At 69.9% G+C, this 17370-nt stretch carries 15 protein-coding genes; 5 read left to right on the plus strand and 10 right to left on the minus strand.

Going from position 1 to position 17370, the window contains the following annotated elements; translation table 11 throughout:
* Both OQ02_RS38410 and OQ02_RS46460 read left to right on the plus strand, forming a co-directional pair.
* Positions 1-250, plus strand: a 250-nt coding sequence (locus OQ02_RS38410) for a response regulator transcription factor (RefSeq protein ID WP_033443612.1), incomplete at its 5' end; no start/stop codon positions are given.
* A 39-nt stretch (positions 251-289) separates the two neighbouring features.
* Positions 290-667, plus strand: coding sequence for a transposase (locus OQ02_RS46460; protein ID WP_231500432.1), 378 nt, complete (start codon positions 290-292; stop codon positions 665-667).
* A gap of 484 nt (positions 668-1151) precedes the next feature.
* Here OQ02_RS46460 and OQ02_RS38415 read toward each other — a convergent pair whose 3' ends face one another.
* The 9 genes from OQ02_RS38415 to OQ02_RS38455 all read right to left on the minus strand — a co-directional run bounded on the left by OQ02_RS38415 (position 1152) and on the right by OQ02_RS38455 (position 10753).
* A complete protein-coding gene (locus OQ02_RS38415) occupies positions 1152-2003 on the minus strand; it encodes a fumarylacetoacetate hydrolase family protein (RefSeq protein WP_033443613.1) in 852 nt (283 codons plus the stop codon).
* A gap of 186 nt (positions 2004-2189) precedes the next feature.
* On the minus strand, positions 2190-2945 hold the full coding sequence (locus tag OQ02_RS38420; RefSeq protein ID WP_231500433.1) for an SDR family NAD(P)-dependent oxidoreductase: 756 nt from the start codon (positions 2943-2945) through the stop codon (positions 2190-2192).
* 218 nt (positions 2946-3163) lie between these two features.
* Entirely contained in the window at positions 3164-4021 is an 858-nt protein-coding gene (locus tag OQ02_RS38425; RefSeq protein ID WP_033443615.1) for an amidohydrolase family protein, read from the minus strand.
* On the minus strand, positions 4018-4974 hold the full coding sequence (locus tag OQ02_RS38430) for an aldo/keto reductase (RefSeq protein WP_033443616.1): 957 nt from the start codon (positions 4972-4974) through the stop codon (positions 4018-4020). The genes OQ02_RS38425 and OQ02_RS38430 overlap by 4 nt, the downstream gene beginning before the upstream one ends.
* Positions 4971-5768, minus strand: a complete 798-nt coding sequence (locus tag OQ02_RS38435; RefSeq protein WP_033443617.1) for a dimethylmenaquinone methyltransferase — start codon at positions 5766-5768, stop codon at positions 4971-4973. The genes OQ02_RS38430 and OQ02_RS38435 overlap by 4 nt, the downstream gene beginning before the upstream one ends.
* On the minus strand, positions 5765-7693 hold the full coding sequence (locus OQ02_RS38440) for a hypothetical protein (protein ID WP_051773418.1): 1929 nt from the start codon (positions 7691-7693) through the stop codon (positions 5765-5767). The genes OQ02_RS38435 and OQ02_RS38440 overlap by 4 nt, the downstream gene beginning before the upstream one ends.
* On the minus strand, positions 7690-8511 hold the full coding sequence (locus OQ02_RS38445) for a carbohydrate ABC transporter permease (protein WP_033443618.1): 822 nt from the start codon (positions 8509-8511) through the stop codon (positions 7690-7692). The genes OQ02_RS38440 and OQ02_RS38445 overlap by 4 nt, the downstream gene beginning before the upstream one ends.
* A complete protein-coding gene (locus OQ02_RS38450; RefSeq protein ID WP_051773428.1) occupies positions 8508-9455 on the minus strand; it encodes a carbohydrate ABC transporter permease in 948 nt (315 codons plus the stop codon). The genes OQ02_RS38445 and OQ02_RS38450 overlap by 4 nt, the downstream gene beginning before the upstream one ends.
* Positions 9456-9475: 20 nt before the next feature.
* Positions 9476-10753: an ABC transporter substrate-binding protein gene (locus OQ02_RS38455; protein ID WP_033443619.1), complete on the minus strand. Its 1278-nt coding sequence runs from the start codon at positions 10751-10753 to the stop codon at positions 9476-9478.
* 232 nt (positions 10754-10985) lie between these two features.
* Here OQ02_RS38455 and OQ02_RS43310 point away from each other — a divergent pair, with 232 nt between their 5' ends.
* The 3 genes from OQ02_RS43310 to OQ02_RS38470 all read left to right on the plus strand — a co-directional run bounded on the left by OQ02_RS43310 (position 10986) and on the right by OQ02_RS38470 (position 16448).
* A complete protein-coding gene (locus OQ02_RS43310) occupies positions 10986-12032 on the plus strand; it encodes an FCD domain-containing protein (protein WP_197043700.1) in 1047 nt (348 codons plus the stop codon).
* A gap of 166 nt (positions 12033-12198) precedes the next feature.
* Positions 12199-15084: a right-handed parallel beta-helix repeat-containing protein gene (locus OQ02_RS38465; RefSeq protein WP_156077600.1), complete on the plus strand. Its 2886-nt coding sequence runs from the start codon at positions 12199-12201 to the stop codon at positions 15082-15084.
* A 71-nt stretch (positions 15085-15155) separates the two neighbouring features.
* The gene (locus OQ02_RS38470; protein WP_197043701.1) at positions 15156-16448 is read left to right on the plus strand and encodes a helix-turn-helix domain-containing protein; all 1293 of its coding nucleotides are present in this window, start codon (positions 15156-15158) and stop codon (positions 16446-16448) included.
* Between the two features lie 289 nt (positions 16449-16737).
* Here the strand turns inward: OQ02_RS38470 and OQ02_RS38475 are convergent, their stop codons facing one another.
* The gene (locus OQ02_RS38475; RefSeq protein WP_033443621.1) at positions 16738-16935 is read right to left on the minus strand and encodes a hypothetical protein; all 198 of its coding nucleotides are present in this window, start codon (positions 16933-16935) and stop codon (positions 16738-16740) included.
* Positions 16936-17370: the final 435 nt, after the last annotated feature.

The raw sequence follows: 17370 nt of genomic DNA on the forward strand, positions 1-17370 counted from the left end.
GAGCCCCAGGGAACGCGACGTGCTCGCGCTCATGGCCCAAGGACTCGGCAACACCGCCATCGCCGAGAAGCTCGTCATCACCGAAGGCGGAGTGCACAAACACATCCGCAGCATCTTCGCGAAACTCGACCTCGCACCCGACGACCGGGCCGACCGCCGCGTCACCGCGGTCCTGCGCTACCTCGAGGGCAGCGACCCGCGGCAACCCGCTGTGCCGTGCCGCCGGTCGGGCCGCCGACTTCGTGAGTAGTGGGTAGCGCACGACCCGGTCGCCGGGCCGTCGGCGGTGGTGACGGGTGGCGGAGCGCGGGGAGCGGTTGCCGGCGGCGTCGCGGGCGAGTTCGTCTGCACCGTCAGACGCGAGGTCACCGACCGACTGCTCATCCTCAACGAACACCACCTGCGGGCAGTCTTGGACCGCTACGCGACCCATCACAACCACCCCAGACCTCACCGAGCGCTGCAACTCGCGCCGCCACGGTCAGACCAGCCGAAAGCAGACCTGCGCCGCGCCTCGATACGCCGCCGACCAGCCAGTCCTCGGCGGCCTGATCAACGAGTACGAACCCACAGCAGCCTAACCCGCAGGTCAGACCATGTGGCCGACTTTTGGAACCCCACAGGGGATTGTGACCCGGCGCGATCGGGTCACGGTGCCGAGAAGTAGTAGGTGGTCGTCACCTCCGGGTACACGAGCGATTTGAACGTGCCGGGGCGGCAGGCCGTCTTGTCGAGCGAGTTCGTGAGGACCTGCACCCGCGGGTTCACCCCGGCTGCCGCCGCCGCAGATCCAGACGTCGACCGGGGTTACTGGCGACGGCAGTCACCGGACCGCCACCGGTAAACCCGGTCCGGAGCGGAGTCGGTCCAACTGCTCGGCGACGTCGGGGACGGTCAGGTCGGCCCACCCCACGACACCCGCGACCAGGTCGGCCCCGCCGCCGGCGCGAGGGAGTCGACCGTCTCCTCGACGTCGGTGAGGACTTGTGCCCGCACCGTGCGTCCACTCCGGACGGTTCGGTCGCCGCACGCAGGTCCGCCTCGCCGAAGTCACGTCGGATCGGTGCCCATGTGTCACTTGTCGGGCCAGTCCTCGTGCCGGGCGGCGAGGTGTCAGAGGTCGTCGCGGGCGGCGACCAGGTAGGTCGTGGTCATGCTTGTCCGATCCGGTGCCGCTGCACGCCCAGGCGGTCGATGGAGACCTCGACCGTGTCGCCTTCGCGCAGGTAGTCGAAGTCGTTGGCGCCGAGCGCCACTCCGGCGGGCGTGCCGGTGTTCACCACGTCACCGGGTTCCAGGACCATGAACTGGCTGAGGTACCAGATGATGTGGTGCACGCCGAACAGCATGTTCGCGGTGTTGCCGTCCTGCCGCGGCTGTCCGTTGACGCTCAGCCTCAATCCCAGTGCCTGCGGGTCGCCCACCTCGTCGGCGGTGACCAGCCACGGTCCCAACGGGTTGAACGTCTCGCACGACTTGCCCTTGGTCCACTGTCCGCCCCGGTTGAGCTGGAAGTCGCGTTCGCTGACGTCGTCGGAGATGGCGTAGCCGGCGATCACCTCAGCCGCGTCCTGCGGGCTGTCCAGGTAGCGCGCGGTGGCGCCCAGCACGACGGCCAACTCCACCTCGTAGTCGGTGGCCACACTCATCTTGGGCACCAGCACGGTGTCGTTCGGGCCGACGATCGTGTTGGTGGCCTTCATGAACACCACGGGCTCGGCCGGCGGTTCCGCACGCGTTTCGGCCGCGTGGTCGGAGTAGTTGAGACCGATGCACACCAGCGCGCCCGGGCGGGAGACAGGCGCGCCGATCCGCATCCCGGCGATGTCCAGCGCCGGCAGGTCGCCACCGGCGAGGGCGTCGCGCACCCGGGACACGCCGCCGTCGGCCAGGAAGTCGCCGCTGATCCCACTCGTGACGGGCCGCAGGTCACGCGAGTGACCGGACTCGTCCAGCACCACGGGAAACTCCGATCCCGGGTCGCCCACCCTCAACAGTCGCATCGCCGCTCCTCAAATTCTTCCAAGTCGGATGTGTTCTGGTCGTCCATCGTGCGGGCCAACGGGGTCGTGGACCGCAGCACGGTGTCACGGGGTCGGCACGCCGACCGCGAGCAGTCCTTCGCCACTCAGCCTCCGACAAGGGCGCGGTGACGGCACCGAGTGCCCACGCCCAGCCGGTGCACGAGGTCAGCCACGGGGGCGCAACCGCAGCGCGTCCATGCCGCCGTCGACGGCCAGCACGGTTCCGGTGGTCGACCCGGACAGCGGGCTCGCGAGGTACGCGATGGCCGCGGCGATCTCGTCGGCCGTGACGAGCCGGCCGTGCGGTTGCCTGGCGTCCAGCGCCGCGCGCTCGGCCCCGGGGTCCGGTGCCGAGTCGAGCAGCCTCCGCACCCACGGGGTGTCAGCGGTGCCGGGGGCGACCGCGTTCACCCGGACGCCCTCGCGCACGTGGTCGGCGGCGAGCGCACGGGTCAACGCGTGCACCGCGCCCTTGCTCGCCGAGTAGACCGCACGCTGCGGCAGCCCCGCCGATCCGGCGATCGAACCGGTGTTCACGATGGCGGCACTGCGGGAGTTCCGCAGGTGCGGCATGCAGGCGCGGGCAACCCTGGCCATCCCGAACACGTTGACGTCGAACACCTTGACCCACTCGTCGTCGGTGGTCGCGGCGACGTCCCCCTGTGCGCCGATCCCCGCGTTGTTCACCACCACGTCGAGACCGCCGAAGTGCTCGACCACCGCCTCCACGGCGTCACGGACGCTCCGGTCGTCCGTCACGTCCGTGCGCACGAACAGCATGTCGCCGGGGAGGTCACCCGCCGCCAGGTCGAGCACCGCGACCCGCGCACCGCGGGCCGCCAGCAGTTCGGCCGCGCTCCGGCCGATACCGGAGCCACCGCCGGTGACCAGCGCCACCAGCCCGTCGAACTCACCTGTCACCGATCGCTCCATTCGTTGCGGCGGAACTCCGTCCGCCATCGATCCTTGTTGCCCGCGGTGAATCACCGGTCGACGCGGTCGGGCCTCTCGCGTCGCTGTGCCGTACGAGCCACACCCCGGTGATCCGGGTGAGCACGGCCCCGGCGGCGCCGGGCGGGTCATTGACCGCGATGCGCTCGCAGGCCAGTCGGTGTCCCGAGTTCGTGGCCACACGGAGCTCACGAGCGGTGCGGCCCGGCCCGGCCCGCCGCAGACAGGTAGAAGGCCCGCGCCGTACCCGCGAGAACGGCGGTGCGTTCCGCCGCCGTCAGCCGCACGGTCGCCAGCTCGTGGATGCGCCAGACGGTCGAGACCGGGGTGAACAGCTCGCACACCGGCCAGTCGGACCCGGCCATCACCCGCCACGGGGTGAACGTCGACACCACGTGGTCGATCACGGGGAGCACCCGGTCGACCGGGCCGAGCCCGAGCAGTCCGGAGAGCTTGACGGACACGTTGGGCAGTTCCGCGAGCGCCGTCGACCACCGGGTCCACGGCCCGAGTTCGCCGGCAACCGGCGGGCTGCCCGCGTGGTCGACGACCACGTTCACGTCCGGCAGGTCCCGGGCCAGCCGCAGCGCCGCCCCCCACTGTGGTGGCTTCACGAGCAGGTCGTAGGTCAACCCGGCGCGTCCGACCGCGGCGATGCCGCGCCGGACGTCGGCCCGGTCTAGCCAGTTCGGGTCCGGCTCGGCCTGAACGGCATGTCGCACCCCGCACAGCCGATCCCCGCCGCGCGCCTGGCGAAGAGCGGCGAGCCGGCCGGGCACATCCGGCGCGGTCAGGTCGACCCAGCCGACGACGCCCGCCACCAGGCCCGCGCTGTCCGCGGCCAGCTCGAGGAAGTCGAGGGTCTCCGCCTCGTCCGGGATCGTCTGCACGAGGATCGTCGCGTCGACGTCGCAGCGGGCCGCGACGTCACGCAGTTCCGGGAGCCAGTAGGGGCCGCGGATGGCGGCGAGCTCCGGGTTGTCCAGCCACCGGCGCCGGCGGGTCGGGCTCCACAGGTGGTGGTGAGCGTCCAGGCGCACGGTCACGCCGCCCCGGCGTGCTGCGGCAGGAGCAGGCCGCGGGCGACCAGGTCGGCCCACAGCTCGTCCGGTGGGCGCGGCAGCGCGAGGTTCTGCCGCACCTCCTCGGCCGAGCTCATCCCGAGCACGACGCCCAGCACCGCGGGGTGCGTGCGGGGGAACCACGCCGCCGCGGCTGGCAGGGTCGTGTCGTGCTCACGGCACACGTCGGCCAGTGCCCGGGCCTTGGCGAGCACCGCGGCCGGGGCTTGGGCGTAGTCGTACCGGGCGTCCTGCGAGGGCTGAACCCGCGCGAGCACACCGGAGTTGAACACGCCGGCGGCGATGACGCCGACCTGCCGCCCGGCGGCGGTGGGCAGCAGGTCGGCCAGCGCGGGCTGCTCCAGGAGCGTGAAGCGCCCCGCACACATGACGAGATCGACATCGGTCTCGGCGACGAACCGGGCGAGCATCGCCGACTGGTTCATCCCCACCCCGACCGCGCCGATCACCCCCTGGTCACGCAGGGCGCAGAGCGCGGGCACGGCCTCGGCACTCGCCTGTTCCCAGTGGTCGTCGGGGTCGTGCACGTACACGATGTCGATCCGGTCCAGCCCCAGCCTGAGCAGACTGGCTTCCAGCGACCGCGCCACTCCGTCGCGGCTGTAGTCCCGCACCCGGGACAGCGCGCCCTCGTCGTCGCGCTCCAGCAGCCTGCCGACCTTGGTCGACAGCGTCCAGCCGCGCCTGCCCGCCAGCGCGGCTCCCACCCGGCGCTCGGACAGGCCGAGTCCGTAGTGGGGCGCCGTGTCGTAGTAGCGGATGCCGCCGTCCCACGCCGCGTCGACGGTGGCCCGCGCCCGGTCTTCGCCGATCGGCTCGTAGAGGTCACCGATGGGCGCGCCGCCGAGCCCGATGCCGCTGATCACGACGCCGGGACGCCGTGGAAGGCGTTCCGCGCCCAGTGCGGTGGCGCTCATCGAGCCCCGGTGCCCGCGCCGTTGGCCAGCCAGAGTTCGTACTCGCGCCGGGTCTCCTCGGTGAGCGGGTAGTAGTCGCGCAGCGGTGCGCCCTGGTCGATGCGCATCCGGCTGAACACCTCCCACTCCTCGTGGGCGGCGGCGTCGGCGAGCAGGCGCTCCGCGCGGCTTCGGGGCACGACCACCGCGCCGTCGTCATCGGCCACGACGTAGTCGCCGGGCAGCGTGAGCACCCCGCCCACCGCGACGGGCACGTTGTAGGCCCACGGGAACAGCTCGGTCTGCGACGCGTAGTGCGGAGTGGCCCCGGTGCACCAGATCGGCACGTCGAGCCGGCTCACCCTCGGGACGTCCCGGATGCGCCCGTCCACCACGAGCGCGGCGCCACCGCGGTTCTTGAAGTAGCGCACGAGCATGTCGCCGAAGCAGCCGGTGGTGTGGCTGCCCCTGGCCTCCACGACGAGGACGTCACCGGGCTGGATCTCGTCGAGGACGGCCCACAGCGCGGTGGTCCGCTCGATGTACTCCTGGGTGACCCCGTCGGCGATGTCCTCGCGCTGCGGCATGAACTGCAGGGTCACGGCGCGGCCGACGACCTTCTGGCCGCGGTTGAGCGCGACGGGGCCGTCGATCCACGTCCGGCGCACGCCCTGGGAGTTCATCCGCGCGCACGCAGTCGCCGCGCTGACCCCGTGGAGCCGGCGGACCAGCTCCGCATCGGCGGGCGGCGGCGTGTCCCCGCGGACCGGGATGTCCCAGACCCGGTTCGGCAGGTTGGCGTGGTCGGTGCTCATGAGGTCCCCTTGTTCATCGTCGTGCTGTGGCGCGCCTGGTTGGCGCGCACGGTGATCCGCAGGTCGAGACGGATGCGGTGCCCGGGCGGAAGCTCGACCTCCACCTCGGTGGCGCCGACGGCTGCGGTCCGGGAAACGGTCCGGCTCGCCGGCGCGGTGTAGGCCGTCGGGGCGCCGGGGTACCCGCCCTCGGCGCCGCTGTAGTGGATCTCGTCGATCCGGTCGGCGCCGAAGCCGCCGGCCCGGACGACGACCCGCCGGGTGGCCGTCACGGCGAGGTTCACCAGCTCCAGGCAGGTGCGCTCGGCCTCGACGGTGGTGACCAGGGCCGCCACCTCCGGCGGCAGCCCGGGGCGGCCGGTCCCGGCGTCGGCGTAGGACACCCGGAAGGGCAGCAGCCCGCCGTTGAACAGCACCTGGGGAGTGCCCGTGGTGAGCTGCAGCAGTGCCTCCGTGGTGACGGGGTTGTGCCGCTGCCAGTGGTGGATGTCGCGGTCCCGGACTTCCCCGGTGTCCCGGGCGATCAACGCGAGCCTGCGCCGGACCTGCGAGAGGGCGACGCGGAGAATCCGCTCCGGGTAGTCCGGGTTGTCACCCTGGAGGTAGGCGATCCAGGGCGCCTCGTGGCCCGCGTCCTCCTTGTTGCGGAAGTCCCGCACGGTCCGCCAGTCGTAGCAGGTGCGCTCGCGCAGGTCGGTGATCCGCTTCCAGTCCGCGTCGGACAGGCTCGCCTGCCACAGCCACACCGGCAGGGTGAGCTGCGGCGGCTGGAAGTCGAACCACCCGGCGAGGCCGTACCGGTTGGGGACCAGGAACGTCGGGGTGGCGGTCTCCTCGCCCAGTTCCGCGACCCACCGGTCGCGCAACGGGGTGTCCGAGTCGTCGACCGGCATGACGACACCGTGCCGGTACACGAGGTCGAGCAGGGACCGTGCGATGTCGAGCCGGCCGGGATCGCCGCTGAGCAGCGCCGCGTTGAGCGCGGCGACGCTCACCGCCATCCCGATGGTGTAGAGCCCGTGCGGCCAGGTCCAGCCGTAGTTGCCGCCGAACCAGCGGCCACCGTGCAGTTCGCCGACCTCTCCGGACGGTCCGACGTTGTCGGGCACGATTCCGCCGTTGGCCGCCGCGCGGGCCACCCAGGCGTCGAGGTACTCCAGCGCCCACGCGTGGAACCGCTCGTCGTGCCCGTACAGCCAGGCGTTGGCGGCGAGCCCGGTCGCGGCGAGGTTGACCGCGACGTCACCCCGGCCGAGGCGGTCCCACATCGCCCGGCCCATGGCGTCCGCATTGGCGGGATCGGCCAGGTCCTCCCAGCTCTCCACGCCGGGGACGTCCTCCAGCGGCAGGCCGTAGGGCCGCATGTTGGTCAGCTCCGCGCCGAAGCTGCGCCAGTCCTCGCAGACGCCGTAGCGCGGTCCTCCCCCACCGTTGTGGGGAGCCCGGATCATCCGCTTCGCGTGGTCGTAGTTACCCGTCGGAGAGTCCGCCAGGTACAGCTCCGCGAACCGGACCGCGCGAGCGCGGAACGACTCGTCGGCCGGGTCGGCCGCGCACAACGAGTAGAAGACGGTCAGCTGTTCGCCGATGTGGAACCAGTCGTAGCCGAGCTCGAACTCGCCGGCGATGTAACCGCGCCGGTCCATCTGCTCGGTGACCGCCTCCCAGTGCCGCTTCGTCGCCGCCAGCAGATCGGCCGATCCGCCCAGCTGGTAGAGCACGCCCCAGCCGGTGAACGCCTCGTAGAAGTCGTCAGCGCCGTCGCGCGGCTGCATCGAGCCGGTGTAGCGCAGTGACCCGTCCGGCTCGCAGTAGCGCGCCTCGTACACCCGCCAGGCCTCGTCCAAGGCGTCGAACAGCGCTCGTTGGAGCACCGCCCAGGTGGGTGTCTCGCCGAGGGGCTCGGTCGCCACGACCTTCGTCATCCCTTGACCGCTCCTGTCGACAGGCCGCCGATGATGTAGCGCTGCAGCAACACGAAGGCGATCAGCGGCGGCGCCGCCGCAAGCAGGAGCGTCGGGAAGACCACGGTGTAGTCGGTGCTGTACTGGCCCACGGCGGCGTAGATGCCGGTCGTGATCGTGTACAGACCGCTGCTCGGGCCGAGGAGGATCTGCGGGTTGGCGAAGTCGTTCCAGACGGAGAACGTGTTGAGGATGACCATGGTGGCCACCACGGGCCGCATCAGCGGGAAGATCACCGACCAGAACGTGCGGTGCACGCCCGCGCCGTCGATCGTCGCGGCCTCGTCGAGGCTGCGCGGGATCGTGCTGATGTAGCCGCTGTACAGGAACACCGAGAACGGCAGCGTCAGGGCCGTCTCGAACAGGACGAACCCCGGGATGGAGTTCATCAGTCCGAGGAACTTCAGCGTGTAGACGACCGGGATCAGCAGCACCTGGCTGGGGATGAAGGTGCCCGCCACGAAGAGCAGCAGGAGCAGCCGGTACGGCCGCCGGGCCCGGCGGGAGATGACGTAGGACACCGGGCACGCGAGGAGGATCGACAACGCGTTGACCAGGACGACGAACAGGATCGTCACCGCGTAGCCCTTGACGATGTCGAAGTCCGGATTGGACAGGGCCATCACCAGGTACTCGGTCGTCAGCAGATCCGGCGACAATGAGAACGGGTTGGTGAGGATGTCCTGCTGCGCCTTGAACGCGTTCACCACGAGCAGGTACATCGGCACCAGCATCAGCACCGCCACCACGCCCATGAAGCCGAGCTTGAGCGCCTTCACTTCGCCACCGCCTCGTCCGCGCCCGCCCTCAGGCGGGACACCGTCAGGGCCAGCAGACCCGTCACCACCATGAGCACGACGGACTGTGCCGATCCGAACCCGAGCGCGCTGTTGCCGAACGAGTCGGACAAGATCAGGTACGCCGCTGTCTGCGTGGAGCCCGCGGGACCGCCGCCGGTGAGCGACACGACGATGTCGTAGGTCTTGAGCAGGGTCACCAACGACAAGACGATGTTCACCGTGACGACCGGGGCCAGGCTGGGCAGCGTCAAGTGCCGGAAGGTCTGCCACCGGGACGCGCCGTCGATCTGCGCTGCCTCCACCAGGTCCTGCGGCACCGTCTGCAGTCCGGCGATGTAGAGCACGAGGTTCACGCCGAAGCCGAACCACACGATCACGCCGATGAGCGTCGTCCGGGCCCACGTCGGGTCCGACAGGAACGGCAGGACTTCGCCGCCGGCCTCGGTCACGAAGGTGTTCACCACACCGGTGGTGCCCAACAGCGCGCTCCACAGGAAACCGACGACCAGTGCGCTGAGGACGTGGGGGTAGAACAAGACCGCCCGGAAGGTGGAGTTGAGCCGTGACTTCCGGTGCACCAGCATCGCGAAGCCGAGCCCGAGGGCGTTGAGCAGGACCGTGCCCGCCCCCGCGATGATCAGCGTCGTGACCGCCGCGGTCAGCACCTCGCTCACCCGGAAGAGGCGGAAGTAGTTGCCCAGTCCGACAAAACCCGGGTCGGCGCTGTAGCCGTCCCAGTCGGTCAGGCTCAGGTACACCGAGAGCCCCACCGGAATCACGATCATGACGACGAACAGCGCGAGGGCGGGCAGGACCATGGAAGCGGTGGCGAGTCGGGCCCGAGTGGCGATGCCGCGCCTGCTCGGGAACGTCCGGCCGGGCCGGCGGACCGGACCCGCGCCCGCAGCGGGTCCGGTCCTCACCGACAGGAGGTTCCGCGTCATCAGTGCGACGCCGTCCAGCTGTCGATGCCTGCGGCCACGTCCGCGGGCGACTTACCGGTGTACAGGCTCTGGACCTGCTTGTTCAGCTCGGTGTTGAAGCCCGCGGGCAGGCGGACCGAGCCCAACCCCTCGGGGTGCGGGACCTGCTTCGGCGCGGCCTCCAGCAGGGCCTGCACCTCGGCGCCGAGCGGGCTCAACCCGTCCGCGACGCCCTTGCGGAAGTTGCCGTCCTGGCGCAGCTGCTTCTGGATCGCGGCCTTGTCGGTGGTCAGGTACTTGACCAGTTCGACGGCCAACTCCTTCTTCCCGGTGTTCTTGGTGACCATGTACGGCATCGCCACGCTCACACCCATCGGCGCGCTCGCGGAGTCCCCGGTCGCCGGCGGCGCGGCGAAGACGCCGACCGGGAACGACGGCTTGCCGGCGTCGGCCGTGGCCACGAACCAGCTGCCCATGACGTACATCGCCGACTTGCCCTGGAAGAAGTGGGCGGGCGCGGTCTTCTCGTCCAGGCCCAGCGCGTTCTTGTCGAGGTAGCCCTTGTCGATCCAGCTCTTGTAGCGTTCGAGGATCGGCAGGTAGGACTGGCCCGGGGTGGTCTTCTTCGCCAGCACGTCGGCGTACCAGTCGGGGTTCCGGCTGAACACGGTCGCATCGGCGAGTTCGGCGAACTGGGTGCCGGTCGCCCAGCCGCCGCCCGCGGTGCGCAGCGGCAGGTAACCCGCGTCCTTCACCTTGCCCAAGGCGGCTTCGAACTCGTCGAGCGTGGTGGGCGCCTTCGAGATGCCGGCCTTGGCGAAGGCGTCCTTGTTGTAGAAGACCAGGTTCTGCGCCTGGACGCCCACACCCACGGAGTAGGTCTTGCCGTCCACTTCGGCCTCGTCGACCAGCGGGGTGTCCTTGACCCACGGCTGGTCGCTCAGGTCGAGCATCTGCGGGGCCAGCGTCTTGTCGGCGTTCAGCGTCTCGACGACGTCCGGCGCGTCGCCCGCGGCCAGCAGTCGCGGCAGCGCCTCCTTCACCGACGGGGTGCCCGGCTCGATCTTCACGGTGACACCCGGGTGCGCGTCCTCGAAGGGCTTGACCACCTCGCGCCAGAACTCCTTGGTCAGGTTCGTGGTGACGTTGACGAGCACGCGCACCTCGCCGGTCTGACCGTCCGCCTGAGCCGAACCGGAATCGGACGAGTCCTCGAACCCGGAGCCACAGGCCGACAGCGCGACCAACCCCACCGCAGTGGCGACGGCAACCAGTCGCCTGCTTACAGAACGTGACATTGAGGGGCCTCCACTTGCTTCTCGTCTCACGACCGAAACCAGGCCGTCCCACGGCGGCAACACGGCGTTCGGTGAGTGGAGACGATGCAGCGGCTCCGTCGAACATGTCAAGAAATAGGTGGTGATCAGGGTCGATCGAGTCATAAGTCCGTCGACCAACTCTGGACATTCTGCGGTGCGGAATGGACTATCGCCAACTATGCCGGCACCCGGACGCCCCCCAACTCCGCTCGTGCTCTCCGCGACAGAGCGTCGCCAGCTCGTGGAGCTCACCGACTCCGTCGACAGCCCGAGCCTCGCCCTCCGCGCGAAGATCGTCCTGATGTGCGCGGACGGCCGCTCCAACAAGGACGTCGCCACCGCCCTCGACATCACCCCCGCGACCGTCGGCAAGTGGCGACGCCGGTTCGACCGCCTGGGGTCCAGCGGCCTGCGGGACGGCGTGCGAGGCGGACGGCCGCGCCTGCTCGACGGGACCAGGCTGCCCACAGGCGGCCAGCCGGTCGGCACCCGCGAGCTGGCCGCCCGGTTCGGGGTGTCCCAGTCGACGATCTCCCGGCGGACCCGCGAGACGACCGTGCACCGGCACCCGCGGCTGCCGGACCCCGTCCCGGTGGTGCCGCGCGAAGCCGCGCTCTTGTCGGACCACGCGTACGAAGCCCTGCGCGGCTGGATCATCACCGGGCAGCTGCCGCCCGGCTCCCGGATCGTCGAGTCCGATGTGGCCACGACCCTGGGCACCAGCCAGACCCCGGCCCGCGAGGCCATCCGCAGGCTCGCCCTCGAAGGGCTCATCACCCACCGTCCCCGACTCGGGAACTTCGTCACCGAGATTTCGCAGGTCGAAGCGCGTGAGGCCAGAGAGGCCCGCGTGCTGCTGGAGACCGCCGCCGCCCGCCGGGCCACCGGCAAGCTCACCCCGGCCGAGATCAGCAGGCTGCGGCTCGAGGTCACGCACATGCGCAATGCCGCGAAGAGCAACGACATCATCGCGTTCCGCGAGGCCGACCTGCGCTTCCACCGCCTGGTGTGCGCCCTGGGCGGCAATTCGATGCTGCTGCGCTTGTGGGCGACCGTCGAACCCGCGCTGTGGCAGCTCCAAGTCGTGGCGAACGCGAGGTTCACCGGCGACTGGAACCTCATGGCGACCAGGCACAGCGAACTCGTCGACGCGCTCGCGGGCCACGACCCCAACGAAGCGGTCCGGCTGTTCACCGCCCACGGAATGGGCCAGTCCTCGACCACGCGCCCGCGCCGCTCCGACCCCGCATCGCCATGAGCCCAGCGGACAACGCCCTCCGGCCCCGAAGACCCCCGTGCCGGCCGCGAGCACGGTCGCCCCCGTGCTCCGCCGAGGTCGTCCACCTACTGCTCGTCCGGCGTTCTCACGCCCGCCCGCACCCCGTTTTCCCTTGGCAAAAGCCGAATTACAAGGATGTGACTTGGTGACACGCGCAGTAAAGACGTGGGAAAGACTCTTCACCGTGCTGGCGGGTGCCGCGATGGCGACGGCTGCGGCCGTGACCGTCGCGTCGCCGGCGGTAGCGGCTGCGACCGACTTCTACGTCGCGACGACCGGGAGTGACACCACCGGGGATGGGACGGCCGCGAAACCGTGGCAGACGGTGCAGAAGGCCCGTGACTCGATCCGGACCCTGCTGCCCGCCATGACGGCGGACATCAGGGTGAACCTCGCTCCGGGCGCCTACACGCAGACCAGCACGATCGAGTTCACCGACGCGGACTCCGGCCGCAACGGCCACGACGTGGTCTACCGGTCCAGCGGAGGGACCGGCAGCGCCCACCTGGTCGGTGGGACGGCGGCAACCGGGTGGTCACTGCAGCAGAACGGCGTCTACCGGACGAACATCGGCGCGAACAAGTCGGTCAACACCCTGTACGTGGACGGCGCCCGGGCGACCCTGGCACGGTTCCCGAACCGGCAGTACGACGCCGACTTCCCCATGGCACAAGCGCCGTACTTGCGGTCGTCCGGTGTGTCCAAGTCCTACACTCAGCTGGGCTACAACGCAGGCGACCTCACCGGTGTCGACTTCTCCGACTTGTCGGCCATGTCCGTCGGTCTGTGGCCGGGTGGTGAGCTCGACTGGACCTGGTACTCCGAGCGCACGCCGATCGCCGGCGTCGACACGACCAACCGGGTGATCACCCTCGCCCGCAGTGCCCGCTACACGCTGGCGAAATCGCGGTTCTTCGTCCAAGGTGCGCTGAGCCTGCTCGACGCGCCGGACGAGTACTTCTACGACAAGGCCTCCGGCTACCTCTACTACAAGCCGAAGTCCGGCACCATGGCCGACAAGAGCGTCATCGTGCCCGCGGTGCAGAAGCTGGTCTCCGTGCGCGGCAGCTCGACGTCGGCACCCGCGCACAACATCACCTTCGACGGCCTGACCATCCGCGGCACCGATTTCACCGCCGACTTCCGGCACGGGTGGGTCAGCGCCGGAGATTCCGGTGAAGGCCACGCGAACCCCCGCTACGACCGGCAGATCAACCTGCCGCAGCACCGGGTCGGCATGGTGTTCCTGGAGAACACCCACGACATCACCGTCGCCAACTCGCACCTCACCAACGCCGGGTACTCCGCCATCTACCTGCTGAAGACCAACCACGACAACACTTTCAACAACAACTGGATCGACCGGATCGGTCACTCCGGCGTCTTCCTCGAAGGCCAGTACCCCGGCGAAGGCGACACCCAGTACGGGAACAGGGTGTCCAACTCGGTCATCTCACAGGTCGGTGAGCTCGTCGGCTCCGCAGCCGGCGTGGCCTTCGCCAACTCCAGCCGCAACACGGCGTCCCACCTGGACATCTTCGACACGCCGCGCTTCGCGACGGCGATCTACGCCGATCGCGACATCTCCCCCGACACCGACGACTACGCCAGGGACAACCTGATCGAGTACGTCCGGGTGCACGACGCCGCACAGGACAGCGGCGACGTCGGCGCGGTGTACACGTTCGGCATCTCCGACACCGAGCCCTACGCGACCAACACCTACAACCAGATCACGATCACCGGCGTCCGCGCCCACCCCTCCATGATCGACTACGCGCCGAAGGGGATCTACACCGACAACGACTCGTACGGCCAGACCTTCTCGAACGTCCACGTCTACGACACCCAGGGCGCCGCGTTCCACGTGAACGACTCGGGCTCGCACATCCTGAACAACGTGAGCTGGGCGGACGGTTTCAACCCCTCGTTGATGCGGTACGCCGACATCGGCGTCGACTCGTCCTTCCCCTACCCGGGCGCGGCGAACTTCACCGGCGGGTTCACCAACGGACTGGCGAACTGGTCCACGGTCAGGGGCGCGCCGGGCACCAGCACCACGATCACCCACGGTGGCGGGTCGAGCTTCGCCCAGTCCGGGGACACCAGCGTCATCCACACCGACTTCGTCCAGGCCCAGCGCAAGCGGGTGTCGGTGTGGTTCCACGACAACACGAGCCAGACCTCGCTCAGCGCGATGGCCCGTGCCGACAAGGACGGCTGGGACGGTCCGGAGTGGCGTGGCCTCGGCGTCCGGACCTCGGTCTCCTCGGACAAGTACGTCTACCGGTCCGGCGCCACCACGACGGCGACCTCGGTGACGCGCACGACCGGGTGGCACCAGTTCACCTTCGACTACACCTCCGGTACCGGCGTGGACCTCTACATCGACGGCCAACTCGTCGCCTCCCCCACCGGGATCACCGAGTTCGACGGCATCGCGCTCGGCGACTGGTGGGCCGACTCGGCCGCGGGCACCGCCTACTGGGACGACGTCAGCGTCGCCTCGTTCGCCCAGGACTTCGAGCACGGCCTGGGCACCTTCACCGCGGCCAAGGGCAGCGCCACCCTGACGACCGGCGCACGAAGCGGCACGAACGCCTACGCCACCGACGAGGACACCGACGTCCTCACCGCCAAGCTGAGCGGCAAGAACTACCAGCTCGCCTCGGTGTGGTTCTACGATGACGCGGCCGACACCAGCGTCCAGTCCATGGCGCGGGTGGACGAGGGCGCGTCCGACGACGCGAGCTGGCGCGGCCTGGGCGTCAACACCTCGGTCTCGGCCACCAAGTACGTCTACCGGGTCAACGGAACCAGCACGGCCGGCACCGTGACCCGGACGACCGGGTGGCACCGGGCCACCTGGGACTACCGCTCCGGCGCCGGAGTCACCATGTCGATCGACGGCCAGGTCATGACGACCGCCGCGGGCATCCGCCAGTTCGACACGGTCTCCCTGGGCGACTGGTGGGCTGACACCACCGTGAGCCCGCTCCGCTGGGACAACGTCACTGTCGCGAACAGCTGACACACCCCGGCCCGCGGTGAGCGTTCCGGCGCCCACCGCGGGCCTTTCCCACCACCCGACAGGAGTCCGCGATGGAGACCGTCGTCCTCCGAACCCGGCTCAAGCCCGGCCGGGAACTCGACTACGAAGCCGCACACCGAGTCCTCCCCGACGACCTCCGCGACGACCTCGTCCAGCGCGGAATCGTCGACTGGATGATCTGGCGCGACGGCGTGGACCTCGTCCACGTCATCACAGTCACGCCATCGTTCGAGGCGTACCGCTCGAACGTCCCCAACCCGGAACTGGGCCGCCGCCACAGGGACCGGATGAGCGAGTACCTCGATCCCGCACCGGCCTCGACCCCCCCACCTGATCTGGCAGCTCGCGAACGACCTACAGGGGTCTGCGGGGAGTCGGAACCCCGCACAGGGGTGCTGAGCTGCGACGACAACCTCCTCCTGCGCGGACTGGGCCGAAACAGGCGCACGAGAAGCCCGCTGACCAGCACTTCTAACCACATCGAGCGGGCTTCTCCAGACCGTCGCGACGACGGGCTCCGACCCGCCGACCCCTTGACCCCGGAGTCGGCTGGAGCCTGGCCTGACGGGCAGAATGTCGTGCCCTGCTGGTTCGAGGACGGTCGCGCCGCCGGTCCGGCCCTGCGGCGGACCTTGGCAAAAGCCCACCGTCGCGGCGCCACGATCGTCGGGCTGTGCCTGGGTGCCGTCGCGGACGCGGGCCTGCTGTCACGGCGTACCGCGGTAACGCACTGGCAGGCCGTCGACATGCTCGCCGCCCGTCACCGCGACGTCGACGTGGACGCCTCCGTGCTGTACATCGACCACGGCGACGTGCTGACCTCCGCGGGCACCGCCTCCGCGATCGACGCCTGCCTGCACCTGGTGCGCGGCAGGCTCGGTGCCGCGGCGGCCAACCGGGTGGCCCGCAGCCTCGTCGTGGCCCCGCACCGCGAGGGCGGACAGGCGCAGTACATCGAACGCCCGCTGCCGGCGCAGTCTGCGAACGACCCGATCGCCGCCGTGCTCGAATGGGCGTTGCGGCACCTGGCGGAACCCCTGCCGGTCGAACGCCTCGCCGATGTCGCGCACCTGAGCCGACGCACCTTCATCCGGGCGTTCCAGGCCTCCACCGGGACCACCCCGGCGACGTGGATCAGGCGCCGGCGCCTCGACGAGGCCCGCCGGCTGCTGGAGTCCACGGACCTGCCGATCGACCAAGTCGCTGCCACCTGCGGATTCGGCAGCACGGTCACCATGCGGCAGCGCTTCACCGCGGCCTTCGACACCTCGCCGTCGGAGTACCGCCGACGGTTCGACGCCCGCACCGCAGACGGCAGTGCCGGTCGCCATGGGCACCCCTGACCCGTTGGCCGTCTTCTACCGATGATGCCCGCGACGAATCGGGAAGTGCGCGTGGTGCTACTCGTGCACGACGGCGTGACCTTTGCCGCGCAAGGTCAGCCACCGGTTGATCGGGGCGGCCCGACCTCGGCCACCGCGACATCGTGCTGATCAACCGGTCCGACGAGCTGGTCGCCGCAGACGCGGCCGGTCATCTCCCCGCGACCGAGCACCGGGGCCCGACACCGGTAGTTCGTCGATCGAACCGGCTCGACTCGCCGTCGGCACAACCGGTCGACCCGGGGAGGTCTCACCCATCCCAGCCCTCGTCGAACGGCACGCACGCGACCACCGCGGATGAGAACCGGCGATCGTGACGATCTCGCGGTCCCGAACTGCGCGACTTGCGCCGCGGTGTGGTCTTGCCGTTGAGCGTGGACCGCAGGACGTCGTCGACCACCTGCTCGCCGACCTCCCGCACCACCACGCCGGAGCGATTCGACAGCATGGCGCCCTCTCGCTCAAGAAGTAGGCAAAAAATACGTATACGCAATCGTCCGAATGCCCGCCGAACCGCTTCGCCAGTAGTCGCGGTGGTATTACGTGCAGGAATCCTCCGGGTTTCACCCCAAAAGTTCTGTTGCTACGCTCCAACTCGGGTTCAGGAGAACCTCGATCGGCAGTGGCCCCTCCCGCTTCAAGCCTCCTTGCACGAGGGGCCACTTGGCCGACAAATTTCCTGGGAGCGCTCCCAGGTCGTAGTCCAGCCCTGACCAATGACGCGAAGGGATCATCGACGTGCGCTCTGCGTTTGTGGCCGCGCTACTCCTGGCGGCGTTGACACTGAGCTTCCCCCGGTAACTCGGTGGCTTTCCAGACATGGTCCGATAGGGGCCTGAAGGGAGTCGTCCGTGGCACCACCGAAGAAGTACCCTGACGAGCT

The sequence above is a fragment of the Saccharothrix sp. NRRL B-16314 genome (assembly GCF_000716595.1).
Lineage (GTDB): Bacteria > Actinomycetota > Actinomycetes > Mycobacteriales > Pseudonocardiaceae > Actinosynnema.